This window comes from Stenotrophomonas sp. YJH_SMC_36, from assembly GCF_059369935.1.
Genome location: NZ_JCAFTD010000001.1, coordinates 535,123 through 549,603, shown reverse-complemented (window position 1 = coordinate 549,603; position 14,481 = coordinate 535,123). Strand labels below are relative to the sequence as shown.

16 protein-coding genes are annotated in these 14,481 nt (G+C 68.7%); 9 read left to right on the top strand and 7 right to left on the bottom strand.

Annotated elements, in window-relative coordinates; all coding sequences use genetic code 11:
• Positions 1-49 precede the first annotated feature (49 nt).
• From AC5P76_RS02345 to AC5P76_RS02335, 3 genes are all read left to right on the top strand, one after another.
• Positions 50-1,411 carry an Hsp70 family protein gene (locus AC5P76_RS02345; RefSeq protein ID WP_065181820.1) on the top strand — a complete coding sequence of 454 codons (1,362 nt, stop codon included), beginning with the start codon at positions 50-52 and terminating at the stop codon, positions 1,409-1,411.
• Positions 1,412-1,640: 229 nt separating this feature from the next.
• The gene (locus tag AC5P76_RS02340) at positions 1,641-1,934 is read left to right on the top strand and encodes a YkgJ family cysteine cluster protein (protein WP_080375345.1); all 294 of its coding nucleotides are present in this window, start codon (positions 1,641-1,643) and stop codon (positions 1,932-1,934) included.
• Between the two features lie 11 nt (positions 1,935-1,945).
• Positions 1,946-2,128, top strand: coding sequence for a hypothetical protein (locus AC5P76_RS02335; protein ID WP_053519936.1), 183 nt, complete (start codon positions 1,946-1,948; stop codon positions 2,126-2,128).
• A 48-nt stretch (positions 2,129-2,176) separates the two neighbouring features.
• Here the strand turns inward: AC5P76_RS02335 and AC5P76_RS02330 are convergent, their stop codons facing one another.
• From AC5P76_RS02330 to AC5P76_RS02320, 3 genes are read right to left on the bottom strand one after another with little or no spacing between them, the layout of a single operon-like run.
• On the bottom strand, positions 2,177-3,058 hold the full coding sequence (locus tag AC5P76_RS02330) for a DUF4097 family beta strand repeat-containing protein (RefSeq protein ID WP_053519561.1): 882 nt from the start codon (positions 3,056-3,058) through the stop codon (positions 2,177-2,179).
• Between the two features lie 8 nt (positions 3,059-3,066).
• Complete coding sequence (locus AC5P76_RS02325; protein WP_053519560.1) at positions 3,067-3,600, bottom strand: hypothetical protein; 534 nt, start codon at positions 3,598-3,600, stop codon at positions 3,067-3,069.
• The gene (locus tag AC5P76_RS02320; protein ID WP_053519559.1) at positions 3,597-4,175 is read right to left on the bottom strand and encodes an RNA polymerase sigma factor; all 579 of its coding nucleotides are present in this window, start codon (positions 4,173-4,175) and stop codon (positions 3,597-3,599) included. The genes AC5P76_RS02325 and AC5P76_RS02320 overlap by 4 nt, the downstream gene beginning before the upstream one ends.
• A 124-nt stretch (positions 4,176-4,299) precedes the next feature.
• On the opposite strand from AC5P76_RS02320, the gene AC5P76_RS02315 reads away from it, so the two are divergent.
• Together AC5P76_RS02315 and AC5P76_RS02310 are read left to right on the top strand one after the other, a co-directional pair.
• Complete coding sequence (locus tag AC5P76_RS02315; protein ID WP_053519558.1) at positions 4,300-4,479, top strand: hypothetical protein; 180 nt, start codon at positions 4,300-4,302, stop codon at positions 4,477-4,479.
• Between the two features lie 35 nt (positions 4,480-4,514).
• Positions 4,515-5,108: a mechanosensitive ion channel family protein gene (locus AC5P76_RS02310; protein ID WP_080375333.1), complete on the top strand. Its 594-nt coding sequence runs from the start codon at positions 4,515-4,517 to the stop codon at positions 5,106-5,108.
• A gap of 10 nt (positions 5,109-5,118) precedes the next feature.
• Here AC5P76_RS02310 and AC5P76_RS02305 read toward each other — a convergent pair whose 3' ends face one another.
• Both AC5P76_RS02305 and AC5P76_RS02300 read right to left on the bottom strand, forming a co-directional pair.
• Entirely contained in the window at positions 5,119-5,385 is a 267-nt protein-coding gene (locus tag AC5P76_RS02305; protein ID WP_053519557.1) for a DksA/TraR family C4-type zinc finger protein, read from the bottom strand.
• A 125-nt stretch (positions 5,386-5,510) separates the two neighbouring features.
• Positions 5,511-6,068: a DUF2058 domain-containing protein gene (locus tag AC5P76_RS02300; RefSeq protein ID WP_053519556.1), complete on the bottom strand. Its 558-nt coding sequence runs from the start codon at positions 6,066-6,068 to the stop codon at positions 5,511-5,513.
• 63 nt (positions 6,069-6,131) lie between these two features.
• On the opposite strand from AC5P76_RS02300, the gene AC5P76_RS02295 reads away from it, so the two are divergent.
• Genes AC5P76_RS02295 through AC5P76_RS02285 form a run of 3 tightly spaced genes read left to right on the top strand, consistent with a single transcriptional unit; the run spans position 6,132 to position 8,990 of the window.
• The gene (locus AC5P76_RS02295) at positions 6,132-6,632 is read left to right on the top strand and encodes a M48 metallopeptidase family protein (protein WP_053519555.1); all 501 of its coding nucleotides are present in this window, start codon (positions 6,132-6,134) and stop codon (positions 6,630-6,632) included.
• 48 nt (positions 6,633-6,680) lie between these two features.
• On the top strand, positions 6,681-7,379 hold the full coding sequence (locus AC5P76_RS02290; protein ID WP_065181817.1) for an RNA pseudouridine synthase: 699 nt from the start codon (positions 6,681-6,683) through the stop codon (positions 7,377-7,379).
• Between the two features lie 42 nt (positions 7,380-7,421).
• A complete protein-coding gene (locus AC5P76_RS02285) occupies positions 7,422-8,990 on the top strand; it encodes a phospholipase D family protein (protein WP_253118655.1) in 1,569 nt (522 codons plus the stop codon).
• Between the two features lie 3 nt (positions 8,991-8,993).
• On the opposite strand, the gene AC5P76_RS02280 is transcribed toward AC5P76_RS02285, so the two are convergent.
• On the bottom strand, positions 8,994-10,076 hold the full coding sequence (locus AC5P76_RS02280) for an HDOD domain-containing protein (protein WP_065181815.1): 1,083 nt from the start codon (positions 10,074-10,076) through the stop codon (positions 8,994-8,996).
• Positions 10,077-10,356: 280 nt separating this feature from the next.
• Between AC5P76_RS02280 and AC5P76_RS02275 the strand changes: the two genes are divergently transcribed.
• Positions 10,357-11,454 carry a Glu/Leu/Phe/Val dehydrogenase dimerization domain-containing protein gene (locus AC5P76_RS02275; protein WP_053519551.1) on the top strand — a complete coding sequence of 366 codons (1,098 nt, stop codon included), beginning with the start codon at positions 10,357-10,359 and terminating at the stop codon, positions 11,452-11,454.
• Positions 11,455-11,512: 58 nt separating this feature from the next.
• Here AC5P76_RS02275 and AC5P76_RS02270 read toward each other — a convergent pair whose 3' ends face one another.
• Positions 11,513-14,341 (bottom strand): autotransporter serine protease, encoded by a 2,829-nt coding sequence (locus tag AC5P76_RS02270; protein WP_253118654.1) that lies wholly within the window; start codon positions 14,339-14,341, stop codon positions 11,513-11,515.
• Between the last annotated feature and the right edge of the window lie 140 nt (positions 14,342-14,481).

Below are 14,481 nucleotides of genomic sequence, written 5' to 3'. Positions count from 1 at the left end.
CGCAAACTGCAGCAGAGTGCGCGGCCCTTGTCCGTCCCTGGAATTCCGCATGCGCCTCGGCATCGACTTCGGTACCAGCAATTCTGCCGCCGCCATCGTGCACGAGGGCCGCCTGTTGCCGATCCGCTTCGGCGATGCCGAACAGTTCCGCACCAGCGTCTACTTCCCAGGCGTGGTACCCGATCCGGACGACTTCCAGCCCGATGCCAGCCAACAGCATGCGCTGGAGCAGATGATCGACAGCGCGGCGCGTGCCGCCCGCGCTGCCGGCCAGGAGCGCCCGCCGCAGGCACTGCGCCGCGAAGCATTGCGCGCACTGCGCCGCGAATGGATGGAAGCTCGTGCCCGCGAAGCGCGCAGCGCCAGCGACCTGCTGCAGAACGCGATCTACGGCGATGACGCGCTGGAAGCCTATTTCGAGGAGCATGAAGGCAACCTCGTGCAGAGCCCCAAGTCGATGCTCGGCTACAACCTGCACCCGCGCGCGAAGCAGACCATCACCGGCATTGCCGCGCATATCCTTGAGCACATCCGCCTGACCGCCAGCGCGCAGCTCGGCCAGCCGCTGCGCACCGCCCTGCTCGGCCGCCCCGTGCAGTTCCGCAGCTCGATCGGCGAGGCCGGCAACGCGCAGGCGCTGGACATCCTGCGCGAGGCGGCGGCGCAGGCCGGCTTCGACCGCATCGATTTCCTGGAAGAACCTGCCGCAGCGGCGATGCACTATCACGCCGGAAGCGCGACACGGCACCAGGCCGTGATCGTCGACATCGGCGGTGGCACGACCGACATCGCCCATGCCGAAGTGGGGGGACCAGTGCCCCCGCATATCCACCGTGCCTGGGGCATCGCCCGTGGCGGCACCGACATCGACCTGGCCCTGAGCCTGTCCAGCTACATGCCGCTGTTCGGTCGTGGCATCACCCGCGTGCCCGCCCACCACTACGTAGAAGCCGCCACCGTGCAGGACATGACCCGCCAGCGCGACTTCCGCCAGCACAACTACGATGCGGTCGACGCACCCTGGGGCCCGCGCCTGCAGGCACTGCAGGACACCGGCAACACCGCGCGCCTGTACCGTGATGTCGAGCGCGCCAAGATCGCCCTGAGCAGTTCTGCCACGCACCGCAGCACGCTGGACTACATCGGCCGCGACCTGCACGCCGACAGCAGTGCCGAGGGCCTGGCCAGTGCGGCCCATGGCTACCTGGAACAGATCCGCACGCTGCTGGCCCAGGTGCGCAGCGATATCGGCGGCGACCCGGACGCGGTGTTCCTGACCGGTGGCATGTCCCGTGCGGGCTACCTGCGCCAGGCCGTGGCGGAGGCCTTTCCGGGTGCCAGGATGGTCCATGGGGAGCCCTCGCTCGGGGTGGTGCAGGGCCTGGCGCTGGCCGCAGCCAGCCGGGATTAACAAAACGTTACGCAGGGTTTGCTACCCTCGGTAGGCTTGATCCACAGCTGTACCTTCCATCGGCCCTGCCGGTGTGTGTTCCGGGTGCAGCGCGGCCCGCCACGCGGGTCTTGCGGCCGTGCCTTCCTGGCTCGTTCATGGCCGCGCATCACCCGAGCCGCCATCGAGACCCGCTTTGGGCACCCGCCAGGCCCCTGTGGCCTTACAACCTGACGCCGCACCTGCACCCATCGACTGCCGCCGTTGTGACGCGGTCTGTTGCCGGCTGCCGGTACTGCTGCAGCCCGGCGACCACGTGCCCGGCCAGTTCCTCGCGCGCGACGCCCACGGCCGGGCCGTGATGGCGCGCAACGAGGAAGGCTGGTGCGCGGCGATCGATCCCTATCACCTGCGCTGCACGATCTATTCGCAGCGCCCGGCGATCTGCCGCCAGTTTTCGATGGGCGGCGATGACTGCCGCCGCGAGCGACAGGATTACCTGCGCCAGGCCGATGCCTGTGCGCTTTCCTCCCCTTCCACCTGACAGGAGCAACCATGCCCCGCAAGGCAAAGACCCCCGCGAAGGCTAACAACAGCATCCGTAGCGAACGCAAGGGTGCAGCCGCCAGTACTGTGGTCAGCAGCGACTCGATCGCGTCTGACCTGGCCGCTTTCCGCAAGGCCGGTGGCAAGATCGAAGTGCTGGGTACGACCTGGGCGCTGAAGAAAGCCAGCTGACCCTCCCTGACCGCGGCGGCGCTGCCGCCGCGGCCTGCCGGTCGATGCTCAGCGGTCCAGTCGGACCCGCACGCTGCCCGAATGCGACTGGATGCGGATATCGCCGTCACCGCCCCCCAGCCGCGTGTCGAGATTGCTGCCCGGCCCATAACGCGGCCGCTCCACCGTGCCGGCATCACTGTTGATCGAGCCGCTGAAGCTGTTCACCGACAGCTGCGCCGATACGGTCCGCGGCAACCGCAGATTGACCGATGCGCTCACCGATTCGACGTTGATGCGCCCCCCCGGCGCCAGACCGGCAGCGGCCAGTTCGATGCTGCCTGACACCGTCTCCACCGCCAGGCGCTGGATGCGCCCCGCATCGACATCCACGCGTCCGGACACGGTCTGCGCACCGATGTCGCCGGACACGCCTCCGCCCGCGTCAATGCGGCCGCTGACGGTGTTCACGTCCAGCCGCGGCGTCTGCAGGCGGGCAGTGACGCTGCCGCTGACCGTGTTGAGCTTGGTGTCGCCGCTGCGGCCTGCCGCGGACAGGCTGCCGCTGACCGTATCGGCCTGCAGCCGACGCACATCGATGCCACTGATGTCCTGGCTCGCACTGACGGTGCTGAGCAGCAGTTCCGCCGAGCGTGGCACGTTCAGCACCAGGGTGGCCCCGCCATTGTTGCTGCGGCGTGGATATTCCACCTCCCACCGCACGCGGTTGGCACTCTTCTCCTGACGCAGCTGCAGGCCGTCGCTGAGGCTGCCGGTGAGCTGGACCTCGTTGCGGTCCCAGCCGCGCACGGTGACCTTGCCGGCCACGTTGCTCAGTTCAATCCGGCCACCGGTGGCGAGTGCATGGCGTTCGTCGACGCGCGTGTCGGCCAGTGCCACAGCCGGTACCAGCAGCAGCGCGGCGCAGCAGAAAAGAAGGGGTCGCATCATGGGTCTCCTCAGGTTGTCAGTCCGGCGGCGGCCTGCGCCGCCTGCCGGGTCAGTTCCAGCCGCAGCGCATAGGTGCGCTTGAGCTGTCCAAGCAGGTGCGGCGCACGTGGATCCTGCGCCATCGCCGCGCGGATCTGCTCCGCGCTGCGGTCGAGTTCGTGCAGGGCCGGTTGCCACTCCGCTGCCCCGCCCTGCGGCAGGGAGGCCACCGCCTGCTGGTACTGCTCGGTCATCGCTGCGGCCTGAAGCTGCAGCCCGGAAGGCGCCGGCGTGGCCTGCGGCGGCTGCCACCACGGTGCCACCGCGTAGACCGCCAGGCTGGCGGCCAGCGCCGCGCCCACCGGCAGCCACCAGCGCCGTCGCGGACGCGGCGTCATCGCCACCACCTTGCCTGCTGCCGGGAGCGGTCCGGGGGCGGACCCGCGCGGTGGCAGGCTGGCCGACAGCCGCGCCCAGCCGTCCTCCGGAACGCTGCGCTCGCGGGGCAAGGCGCGCAGGCGCGCGAGCAGGTCGTGGTCGTAGTCGGGGTCGTTCATCGTCATGTCATGTCTCCCAGCCGTGCACGCAGCAAGCCACGCGCACGATGCAACTGTGCCTTGGAACTGCCGACAGCCATCTGCAGCTGCTCGGCGATTTCCTGGTGTTTCCAGCCTTCGATGTCGTGCAGCACCAGCACCGCCCGCGCCCGCGGGGGCAGCGTCGCCAGCGCACGTTCCAGGTCGCGCTCCGTGCCGGCGCAGCGGTCATGCACGGCCAGCTCCGGTACACCACCGTCCACGTCATCCAGGCTGTCGTGATCGTGTCCTCCCGCCCGGCCGCGCAGTTCCATCAGAGCGGCATTGACCCCGAGACGATGCAGCCAGGTCGACAGGCTGCTTTCGAAACGGAACCCGGGCAGTGCCTTCCACGCCTGCAGGAACGCTTCCTGCAGCGCATCCTCCGCACGTGCCTGCTGGCCGCCACACAGCCTCCACAGCACGGCGAACACCCGTGGCGCATGGCGTCGATACAGCAGTTCGTAGGCCGCTGTATCGCCACCGGCTGCCGCCCGTACCAGGGCGGGTTCGTCGACGGAGTCGGAGGCAGCAGGCGGTGCGGGCATGGTGGTGTCGAGCATAGTCCTTGGATGCGCCAGTCCCGCAGAAGGTTTAGATCCGATTCCTGCCAGGCACGATGCAACCTTTTCGGCGGCCGCTGCATCCATGGAGGGTCCTTAGTGAAATACCGTCCGGGAGCCCGCCATGTCCAGCCCATCGTGTGCCGCTCTGCTGGCCGTCGCTGCCTGCGTCGCGCTGCAGGTGCTTGGCCTGTCGCTGCAGCTCCACCCCGAGCGCGGCCGGGCCTGCCTGCAGCAGCAGCGCCAGGAGCTGGTGTGCCTGGCGTGGAGGCCGATGGTCGAATCGCCGGCACGTGCCGGGTAACATCGGCGACCACCACCGCTACCTGCTGTCGCCCCATGATGTTGTCGCTGAAGGATCACCTGCCGGCCTGGACCCATCCCTGGCTGCACAACATGGGCATCGCCCTGCAGATCGCGCTCGTCCTGCTGGCCGCCTGGCTGCTGCGGCTGCTGGCGCGCCGCCTGATCCGCCGATTCGCCGACCACTACACCCTGCCGCCGGAAATGGTGATGGGCGCGCGCCGCATCACCAGTTTCGTGGTCTATTTCAGTGCACTGCTGTACATCCTGAGCCTGCTGGGGGCCTCACCGGCAGTGCTGTGGACGGCATTCACGGGCTTTGCAGCCGTCGGTGCGGTGGCCTTCTTCGCGGCCTGGAGCGTGCTCTCCAACATCTTCTGCACGCTGCTGATCTTCACTACCCGCCCGTTCCGCCTGCATGACTACATCGAGGTGCTGGAGAACGGCGAGAAGCCCGGACTGAAGGGCCGGGTGATCGATGTGAACCTGATCTACACCACGTTGCAGGAGACCGGCGAAGGCCACGAAGGCACGGTGCTGCAGCTGCCGAACAACCTGTTCTTCCAGCGCACCGTACGCCGCTGGCGCGATCCGGCACAGGCGCCGGGCGGCATCCAGGGCGACGGCTGAGCCGCCCACATCAACGCAGCTGGCTGTCTTTGCTGCCGCGACGGTTGTAGCTGCTGTGCGCCTGCTCTTCCTCATCGTGCGCCTGCTGGCAGGCCACGCACAGCCGTACGCCGGGCACGGCGTTGCGCCGCGCCAACGGAATCGGTGCGTCGCATTCCTCGCAGTGCTCCAGACCCGGGCCCTGGCGCAGCTGGCGCCGCGCGCGGGCAATCGCATCGTCTACCGTCGCGTCGATCTGGTCCTGGACCGCGCCATCTCCCGCCCAACCGGTAGCCATGTCCGTCCTCCGCAGGTGTGTGGCCTGATATGGGGACGATACACCCACGGAAAAGGCCGGGCAGTGCCCCGCCCGGCCCGTGCTTCAGCTACCTGTCTGCCCGTGGGGACGCCTGCGGCAGCGGCTTACCAGACCAGATCGTCAGGAATCTGGAACTGCGCGTAATAGGCATCATCTTCGGCGTTGCCGGTGGAGATCTCCTCCGTCGAGCCCGGCTGCCCGTGGTCGACCACGATGGCTTCCGGCGCACGCTCGCGCACCTTTTCAGCCGCAGCACGGGGCAGCAACGCGTAACCCTCGCCCTGGGCGACGATGACCAGCACGCCCACCGACAGCGCCTTGCGCAGCTTGGGGTCGATCAGCAGGGTACGGATCGTGCTGCCATCGCTGAAGCGATACTCGTCCTCGCCCTTATGCGGCACGGCATGGGCGGCGATGATCTGCTTTGCCTGCGCCTTCTGCTCGGCCAGCCTGGCCTGTGCGTTGCGCTCGGCGGCCAGGGCACGATCACGCTCGATCTTCTCGGCGCGGGCGCGTTCAGCCTCACGCTGCACCTCGGCCGACGTCGATTCAGCCTTGCCCTGGCGCGCCTTGGCCTGTTCGCGTGCGGCGGCGCTGGCCTGCGACTTCTTGGCCAGGCCGGCCTTGAGCAATTGTTCCTGCAGCGCGTTGGGCTTTGCCATGGTCGGTGCGTACCGCGTGTAATCTTGGATGCCCCCATTCTACCGACGCCCCGCCGCCCCTGCATGGCAGTCCTGAAGTACCTCACCGGTTATCCCGAACCCCTGGTCGCCCAGGTCAGCGAACTGCTGGCGCAGGGCCGGCTCGGCCCGTGGCTGCAGCAGCGCTATCCCGAGCCCCATGAGGTGCGCAGCGACCGCCAGCTCTACGACTACACCCAGGAGCTGAAAGACCGCTACCTGCGCAAGTCGGTACCGCTCAACAAGGTCTGCTACGACAACACGCTGGAAGTGATCAAGCATGCATTGGGCACGCATACCGCCATTTCCCGCGTGCATGGCAGCCGCCTCAAGGCCAGCCGTGAGATCCGCATCGCCACGGTGTTCCGGCAGGCGCCGGCCGCCTTCCTGCGCATGATCGTGGTGCACGAGCTGGCGCATCTGAAGGAAGCCGACCACAACAAGGCCTTCTACCAGCTCTGCCAGCACATGGAGCCCGATTACCTGCAGCTGGAATTCGACACCCGCCTGTACCTGACCGAGCTGGCCAACCGCAGCCAGCGCTGACCGCGCGCAGGGGCTACACTGCGCGGCCCCCGCCCGACCTGCCCGCCCATGGAACCGATACGCCTCGACAAACGCTTGTCCGCCCTGCTCGGCATCCCGCGCGGCGAAGCGCGGCGCTACATTGAAGGTGGCTGGGTCACGGTCGATGGCGAGGTGGTCGAACAGCCACAGCGCCCGGTCGATGACACTGCGGTGATCGTGGTCGATGAACAGGCCAATGACAGCAAGGCCGAGCGCGTGGGCATGCTGCTGCACAAGCCGGCTGGTGCTGCCGCCGAAACCCTGTGTGCGCTGGTCAGCAGCAACAGCCACAGCGCTCTGGACGCCAGCGGCATCCGGCCACTGCAGCGCCATTTCCACGGGTTGCAGCTGGCTGCGTCCCTGCCCGCGGCAGACAGCGGCCTGGTCGTGGTCAGCCAGGACCCGGCCACGCTGGCCCACCTGCAGCGCAATCTCGGCCGCACCGAACAGGAGTATCTGGTCGAAGTGGCAGAAGGCGGGCCGGAACGGGGCCCCTGGCTGCTGGCCCGGCTGCAGCAGGAGTCGGGCGGGGCCAAGGTGAGCTGGCAGAGCGAGCAGCGGCTGCGCTTCGCCGGCAAGGGGCTGACGGCCAAGGGCCTGAAGACCGCGGTGGCTGCCGCTGGCCTGCAGGTCACCGCCCTGCGCCGCCTGCGCATCGGCCGGGTGGCACTGGGCCCGCTGCCGCCGGGACAGTGGCGCTACGTGGGCAGCGACGAACGGTTCTGACGCGCGCCGCCGCGCGGCACGCCGATCCACTAGCATGGGGCCATGAGCCCGCCTGCGCCTGTGTGGCGACGCCTGTTGCGCGTCGTTGCGATCATCTTCGCCATCCTCCTGCTGCTGGTCCTGTCCGGACTGCTGCTGGCCGACCACCTGACGCCACAGGCGCACGGTGAGCCGTCGCACGTACTGCCGCTGCAACCGGCGCAGACCCGCATCGACCAGAAGGTCGTGCCGCTGCAGGAGGCGCACCCCGGGCAATCCGGCGTGGCCTTCCTCGGCGATGGCATGGATGCATTCGCGGCGCGCGCGATGATCACCGCGCAGGCCGGGCGCAGTCTGGACCTGCAGTACTACATCTGGCACGACGACCTGATCGGTCACCTGATGGCCAGAGCGCTGCATGACGCCGCCGAGCGCGGGGTGCGCGTGCGCATCCTGCTGGACGACATGAATGCCAAGGACAAGGACGCGCTGATGATGGCGCTGGACCGGCATCCGAACATCGAGATCCGGCTCTACAATCCGTTCCGCAACCGCAGCGGCATCCTGCGCATGGTGGAGATGGTGCAGCGCTTCTTCAGCGTGAACCACCGCATGCACAACAAGAGCTGGATCGCCGATGGCCGTGTCGCCATCGTCGGTGGCCGCAACATCGGCGAGGAGTATTTCAGCGCGCGCACGGATGTGAACTTCCAGGACCTGGACCTGCTGGTCGCCGGCCCTGCCGTTGCACAGGCGAACCGGATATTCGACGACTACTGGAACAGCCCGGCGGCGATTCCGGTCTCCGCGCTGGCCTTCCATACCGACGCGCAGCTTCGCCTTCTGGTGCGTGAGTCCGACCATGAAGCGCAGCGCGATGCTGCCCGGCCCTATCTTGCGCGCGTGGCCGAATCACGCCATCGGCAGCGTCCCAGCCCCGAGCCGCTGCACTGGAGCAGCACCGTGCGCATCGTCTCGGATCCGCCGATGAAACACCGCAACGACGACCGCGGCAGCTGGCTCGTTACCGGGCTGATCGGTGAACTGGAGTCTGCGCGCAGCAAGGCCTTGTTGATTTCGCCCTACTTCGTGCCGGGCAACGAGGGCCTGGACGGGCTCTCGGCAATGGCGTCGCGCGGCGTGCACGTGGGCATAGTGACCAACTCCCTTGCCGCCAACGACGTTGCGGCCGTGCACGGCGGCTACATGGGCTACCGCGTGCCCCTGCTGAACGCCGGCGTGCACCTGTATGAGCTGAAGGCACAGGGCCAGGCGGGCGATGCAGGCCTGTTCGGCAGCAGCGGGGCCAGCCTGCACACCAAGGCCTTCCTGGTGGACGACCGCCGTGGCTTTGTCGGTTCCTTCAACCTCGACCCGCGCTCGGCCTATCTCAACACCGAAATGGGGGTGCTGTTCGACGACCCCGTGCTGGGCGCGCAGCTGCGCGACGAGTACCTGCGCCTGGCCGACGCCAGGCACAGCTGGTGGCTGGCAGTGGACAACCGCGATCGGCTGCGCTGGCTGGAGCGTGAGCCTCCGCCGCGCTGGGTGGAGGACGAGCCAGGTGCTACGCGGCGCCAGCGCTGGCTGTCGCGGATCATCAGCTGGCTGCCGGTGGAATCGCAGCTGTAGCGCTCAGTGTGCCCTGGCCTCGCCTTCATGCGGGGCGTCGTCCAGTGTTTCCACGCTGCGACCATGCAGGCGCCGCCAGATCCAGCGCAACGCATGGGGCGGTGCCGACGGCAGCTGCTCCAGCAGGGCCAGCATCCGGCCCTGGGTGGCGTGGCCATGCCGGCACAGCAGGCTCGCCGCCGCCGCTGCGCTGCCCAGCCGCAGGCTGTCGGACAGCGGGCCCGAGGCGTCGGCCGCCAGGGTCTGGTGCACCGGGTCGGGCAGCTCCCAGGCGGCGGCCACCCGCTGTGCCAGCGGCAACGACCACTGCTGCAGCAGCTGCAGGGCCAGGGCCGGCTGCACGTCCTCGCCGCGCGCCTGGGCTTCCTGCAGCAGCTGGCGCATCACCAGCGCCGCACCGAGTCCCTGCACCAGGCCCAGCCACTGCGCAGCGAAGGCATCGCCGGAGTTCACGCTGCGTGCGTGGTCGGCAGCAGCACGCGATGCCAGCAGGGCGTGCTCCCAGGTGATCGTGCTGAACTGCGGGAACCGCTCGCACTGAACCTGCATCACCGGCTGCACCAGCACCGCACTGATGATCTGCCGCACGCCTTCCGTGCCGACCAGGGTCACCGCCCGCTGCAGGCTCTCGACCGGGCGTTCGTGCACCTTGTACGCGGGACTGTTGGCGATACGCAGCAGGTTGCCCGTGAGTACCGGATCCTGGCCGATGATCGCCGCCATCACCCGTGCCGAGGCGGCATCATCGTTGACGGTCTGGATCAGCTGCGGCAGCAGCTGCGGCCGGCGCGGCAGCTGCCGCGTCGCCCAGTCGCGATCCTGCAGCGCGTCCGCCACCGCCTGTGCCAGTCCGGCGCTGGCGGCATCGACAGGGCCGGGCTCGCCCGCCAGTCGCGGGTACAGCGCCAGCGCGTGCAGGCCACGCTGCAGCTGCGCGGCGATCTCTCCCGGGGGCACTGGGTCTCCCTGCAGGCGGGCAGCCGCAGCGGCCACCGCCTGACGCGGCCCCGCCGACAGACGCGACGGCGCCGCGCCGGTCAGCGACGCAAGCCAGCCGCGTACCCTGCGTGCCCAGGCCAGCGTCACCGGCCGTGATCCTGTCGATGTCGTACTGCGCTCGCCATGGCCCGTCTCTGTCTCTTCACACGATCCGGCCACTGGCCATCGACGCAGCATCGGCCGCGCTTTCATCTTCTTTAACCCGCAGTGCCCATCGACGTCGACGGCAGACACTCGGGGAATGGACTAGAATGGCGCCGCGCGACCCGTCTCCCTGCACCGACGACGTCGCTTTTTTTGTTTTGGGACCCTACCGTTCACTGGTCGTTCGCTGCAGTTCGCCGCCGTTCGCACCATCGGAGACGCCATGCTATTCGAAACCCTCGCCACCACCGGCCACGAACAGGTGGTGTTCTGCCACAGCCATGACGCCGGCCTGAAGGCGATCATCGCCATCCACAACACCACCCTGGGCCCGGCCCTGGGCGGCGTGCGCATGCGTCCCTATGCCAGCACCGACGAAGCGCTGGCCGACGTGCTGCGGCTGAGCCGGACGATGACCTACAAGAATGCGCTGGCCGGCCTCAATGTCGGTGGCGGCAAGGCGGTGATCATCGGCGATCCGAAAGCGGACAAGACCGAAGTCCTGTTCCGCGCCTTCGGTCGCTATGTCGATTCGCTGGGTGGCCGCTACATCACCGCCGAAGACGTCGGTACCGACGTCAACGACATGGAGAACATCTACCTGGAAAGCCAGTTCGTGACCGGCGTCCACCAGGTGCATGGCGGCTCCGGAGATCCCGCACCGTTCACCGCCTACGGCGCGCTGCAGGCGTTGATGGCGTCGATGCGTTTCAAGTTCGGCCACGAGGAAGTGGGCAAGACCAGCATCGCGGTGCAGGGCCTGGGCCACATCGGCATGGAACTGGTCAAGCTGCTGCGCGACCGCGGCGCGAAGCTGTATGTCACCGACCTGGACGCGGCCCTGGTCGATCGCGCAGTCAGCGATTTCGGCGCCGAAGCAGTGAAGCCGGACGAGATCCACGAAGTGAATGCCGACGTCTTCGCGCCGTGCGCGCTGGAAGGCTCGATCAATGCCGACACCCTGCCGCGGATCAAGGCCAAGATCATCTGTGGCACCGCCAACAACCAGCTGTCCAGCCTGGAAATCGGCGATGAACTGCACGCGCGCGGCATCCTGTACGCACCCGATTACGCGGTCAATGCCGGTGGCGTGATGAACGTGTCGCTGGAGATCGATGGCTACAACCGCGAGCGCGCGATGCGCCTGATCCGCAGCATCTACCACAACCTGACACGCATCTTTGAACTGTCGCAGCGCGAGAACATCGCGCCGCAACGTGCGGCCGACCGAATCGCCGAGAGCCGCATCCTGTCGATCGGCAAGCTGAAGATGCCGCTGGGCCGCAGCACCCCGCGCCTGGGCAATCTGCGCGGCGGTTGACCGCCCCTGCCGGGCCTCGGCACGGCGCCCCTCCGGGCGCCGGCAACCCCATGATGGATCAGAACCCGGCGCTGTAACGCAGCGCCGCTTGCCGTGCGTCATCACCGCCGACACGCTGATCGATGCCCAGGCTCAGACGGCCACTCCGCCCCCACCACGACTCCAGCGCAAGCCCGAGCAGGGCGCTGCCACGCGGTGAGTCGGCACCGGGCAACGGTGCCCACGCGTCGACACCGACGAAGCTGGCCTGCCACTCCCCGGCGCCGCCCTGAAGGCGCTGCTGCCATTCGGCGTGCCCGCGCAGCGTCCAGCGTCCCCAGCCGCGCTCGCCGCGCAGCCCCGCCAGCAGTTGGCTGCGCTGCGTACGATTGGCTTCACCCCGCAGGCCGAAACCGAAGCCGCCGCGCTCGTTGAACGCCGCGGTATCCACCCGCGTGGCACTGGCACCGACATACGGTGTCAACGACGCGCCGACGGTGCCGAAGCGATAGCCGCTTTCGACACTGGCGCTGCTGAATCGACCGCCGTAGCGCGCGGAAACGCCGTAGGCACCTGCACCCAGCAGCAGCTGCCGGTCCAGTTCGCGGGTGAACCGCCCTGTGCCGAACTGTGCCAATGCATAACCGTGCCCAACGCTCCAGCCGGCATACAGCTGCGCCTGCGCCTGGCGGTCCTGCCCGCGGTCACCGTTGAAGGCACTGCCACCGTTGCTGCGTGTTTCACCGAACGCCATGCCCAGCAGGCCATGGCTGCCCAGCGGCACGTCCTGACCGGCCATCCAGCCCCGGCTGTCGGTGGCGCTGCCGGCGAAACTGCCCTGCCCTGCCTCACCCAACGTGCTCTGCCAGGCACCGCGCAGCGCAGGCAGAGCCTGCACGCGATCGAAACGGGCGGCCACCGCGCGTCGCGACATGTCGATGCTGTCGAAGGTCGCCGCCTCGGCACGCGTGTGGGCCTTGCCGGACAGGCTCTCCAGCGTGGCCGCCAGGCCCGTGCTGCGCTGCAGGCCGGCCGCTGCGCCACCGAATGGTGAATCCTGCAACGCGTGGTTGCCGTCCAGTTCGACGAACGCGCCTTCCAGCCGCGCCGCAGTTGTCTGCACACCGGCATCGAGCCCACGCGCAGCGGCGGTGACACTGATCCGGGTCAGGTTCAACCATGCGTTGTTGCTGTCATAGCCATAGCTGGTCTGCAGCAGGGCCAGCCCCTGCAGGCCACTGGATGTGGCCGCGGTGCTGAAGGTGCCGGTCAGGCCGGCTGCAGCATGGATCAGATCCTGCCGGGTACCGTCCTGCGGCACGTAGCCATCGACGAATCCGTGGACGTGCACGCCACCGTCCAGACGGGCGCTGCCGGTGACCTGCAGCGCGTTGGCCCCCAGCGCGATCATCAGCTGTGCGCCGGCCTGCTGCACGTAGTTGCCTTCGATGGTCGCCGTGGTATTGGCGGTGGTCAGGAACACGCTGCTGCCGTTGGTCACGTTGCCGACCACGCGGGGCGTGCCGCCATTGAACTGCAGGCCGCTGGATGATGGATCGGCCTGCGGCAGGATGCTCACGCTGGAACGGATCACGCCGCCGTCGCGCAGCGACAGCACACCGCCTTCGATGCGGGTGGCACCGCTGTAGCTGCTGTTGCCGGTCAACGCCAGCACGCCGGCGCCCTGCTTGACCAGGCCGCCACTGCCGACGATGTCGTTGCTCCAGACCGAACCGGTGGATGCTGCGTCGACATTGGCAATCACGTCGCCCCAGTCGAAACGTCCCGGCCCGTTGATGGCCCTGCCGATGTCGAGCAGGCCGTAGCCGAACACCGGGTCCACGCCGGCGGCGCCGATGTCCTTGGCCGTGCCGAGCAGGGTCTGCCGTACCAGGTTGTTGTCGAAGTACGGATACCGCTCCCACACCAGCGCGGCTGCGCCCGACACCAGAGGTGCGGCGAAGGACGTGCCGTAGTTCCAGAAGTAGCTGGTGCCCGCGTCATCCGGATAGACCGCGCTGCCCGGCGCCGCCAGACAGTAGCGCGCCGCCTGGCCGCAGGCATTGGCGTAACCGGCCAGCGTGTCCGGCGCGTAGGGATCGACGGCCGTGGCCACCAGCCAGCCGCGCTCCAGATCCGCAGCCGGTCGCGAGCCTGCCACGCCCGCCTGGCCCGGCAACGCCGCCAGGCTGCTGGGCTCGCTGCGCGCATCGTTGCCCGCGGCGAACACCACCAGCCCGCCGTGATTGATGACGAAAGGCCGGTACTCGCCGGCGACCTGGGCGGTGGTGGGCAGGTCGGTCCAGTACAGACCGCCCCAGGAATTGTTCATCACCTTGACGTTGTAGCTGATCAGGTCGCGGTGCACCTGGGCCACTCCGAGGGTGCCGCTGAAGGAATTGCCCTGGCCGCTGCCGTCGTCTGCCGGCGGCTTGTCGGAGATGATCCGCGCCGACACGATCTGCGCACCGGGCGCGATGCCGCCGGGCCAGCGCCCGACCGCTGCGCCCGCGGCCAGGCTGGCGACGGCAGTGCCATGGCCGACCACATCGTCCACGCCCAGATTGTTGCGGGCAGGGTCGATGTAGGTGAGGTTGGCCACTACCCGCCCGTTCAGCGCGGCGGCCGCGCGCTGCACGCCCGAATCGACGATGCCGATGCGCACGCCCCTGCCGGTGGCACCGGTGGCCTGCGCGGCACCCGCATGGGTGACCGACAGGTGCGCATCGAAGGCCGGCTCCAGCGGTTTGGGCGGGGGCGGCGTGGTCGGCGGCGGCGGTGCAGGCGGCGGCGTGGTGGGCGGCGGGTCAACGCGCACGTTGCCACCGCCACCTCCGCCCCCACACGCCGTCAGCGCCATCGCCAGCGCCGCTGCCAGGACCGACCGTGCCATCGTCGTGCGTTCCATCGATTCCATCCCATGAACGTTGGCCCGCCTTCATCCCGGCGGGCATGCGGCGCCATCCAGCGGCAGCCATCCCCGACCCTCTATACTTGGGCCGACCCCCACGCAGTCTGCCGGGAAACCGGAGCGCATCCAACGCCCCC

Bases quoted from the DNA above. Each gene is read 5' to 3' on its own strand.
- AC5P76_RS02345 (WP_065181820.1), top strand. From the start codon at position 50: ATGCGCCTCGGCATCGACTTCGGTACCAGCAATTCTGCCGCCGCCATC.
- AC5P76_RS02335 (WP_053519936.1), top strand. From the start codon at position 1,946: ATGCCCCGCAAGGCAAAGACCCCCGCGAAGGCTAACAACAGCATCCGT.
- AC5P76_RS02330 (WP_053519561.1), bottom strand. From the start codon at position 3,058: ATGATGCGACCCCTTCTTTTCTGCTGCGCCGCGCTGCTGCTGGTACCG.
- AC5P76_RS02325 (WP_053519560.1), bottom strand. From the start codon at position 3,600: ATGACGATGAACGACCCCGACTACGACCACGACCTGCTCGCGCGCCTG.
- AC5P76_RS02320 (WP_053519559.1), bottom strand. From the start codon at position 4,175: ATGCTCGACACCACCATGCCCGCACCGCCTGCTGCCTCCGACTCCGTC.
- AC5P76_RS02315 (WP_053519558.1), top strand. From the start codon at position 4,300: ATGTCCAGCCCATCGTGTGCCGCTCTGCTGGCCGTCGCTGCCTGCGTC.
- AC5P76_RS02310 (WP_080375333.1), top strand. From the start codon at position 4,515: ATGATGTTGTCGCTGAAGGATCACCTGCCGGCCTGGACCCATCCCTGG.
- AC5P76_RS02305 (WP_053519557.1), bottom strand. From the start codon at position 5,385: ATGGCTACCGGTTGGGCGGGAGATGGCGCGGTCCAGGACCAGATCGAC.
- AC5P76_RS02300 (WP_053519556.1), bottom strand. From the start codon at position 6,068: ATGGCAAAGCCCAACGCGCTGCAGGAACAATTGCTCAAGGCCGGCCTG.
- AC5P76_RS02295 (WP_053519555.1), top strand. From the start codon at position 6,132: ATGGCAGTCCTGAAGTACCTCACCGGTTATCCCGAACCCCTGGTCGCC.
- AC5P76_RS02290 (WP_065181817.1), top strand. From the start codon at position 6,681: ATGGAACCGATACGCCTCGACAAACGCTTGTCCGCCCTGCTCGGCATC.
- AC5P76_RS02285 (WP_253118655.1), top strand. From the start codon at position 7,422: ATGAGCCCGCCTGCGCCTGTGTGGCGACGCCTGTTGCGCGTCGTTGCG.
- AC5P76_RS02275 (WP_053519551.1), top strand. From the start codon at position 10,357: ATGCTATTCGAAACCCTCGCCACCACCGGCCACGAACAGGTGGTGTTC.
- AC5P76_RS02270 (WP_253118654.1), bottom strand. From the start codon at position 14,341: ATGGAACGCACGACGATGGCACGGTCGGTCCTGGCAGCGGCGCTGGCG.